This is a genomic window from Vulcanisaeta sp. (genome assembly GCF_049966235.1).
GTDB classification, from domain to species: Archaea; Thermoproteota; Thermoprotei; order Thermoproteales; family Thermocladiaceae; genus Vulcanisaeta; species Vulcanisaeta moutnovskia.
This window is the reverse complement of record NZ_JBMFVA010000070.1, coordinates 1-708: the sequence shown is the minus strand read 5'-3', so window position 1 is coordinate 708 and position 708 is coordinate 1. Positions and strand designations below refer to the sequence as shown.

1 pseudogene is annotated in these 708 nt (G+C 24.7%); it reads right to left on the bottom strand.

Features of this window, described 5'->3' with window-relative positions:
• Positions 1-543 (bottom strand): annotated as a pseudogene (locus ACP5L5_RS11755) (hypothetical protein); the annotation flags it as partial.
• Positions 544-708 lie beyond the last annotated feature (165 nt).

Here is a 708-nt window from a genome sequence, read left to right as displayed (position 1 = left end):
ATTATATTGCCATGACACCGTAATATTAAAAGGTACAGGTATATATGGGATAAACTCAATATATGGTGAAGGTATAACATAATTAAATTCAATATTATAGGTTATATTAAATGGTAATGATGTGTCAAATATATGATATGATGGATAAGGTGCATATAATGGATTTGTTGACCCAAAACTTATATTGTATAATCCTGAATTATAAGGTAAATTAAATATTATTGTATTAGTTGTTGAATACATATAATTACCCTGTACGTTAATATACCATTGAGAACCTGAAGGTAATCCCTGTTCAGTTATTGTTATATTTATAAATTGAATATTATTAATCCATATCTGGAAATAAGGATATATTGAATTTATAAATGTATTGCCATAAACAAAACCGTTATAATTTGTGCTATTATATAAATACTGAGAAGTGAAATATCCTATATATAGTGATCCTGAACTCGTATCATTTATCAGTATTGAATAATTTCCTGAATTTAAACTTAGACCTAAAGGAATTGATAGATTATAAAAGCCATAAACACTCACTTTTACATTCCAGTTATAAATATAATTTAACTTATTATTTGTTAAATTTATTAATGATATGGGAATGTTGTAATAATTTATGGTTGGAGGGTTAATCTGTTCACTGCTTAAATATAATGAAATAAAAGATATGCTAACATTATAGGGTAATGTAAAATTGATCAT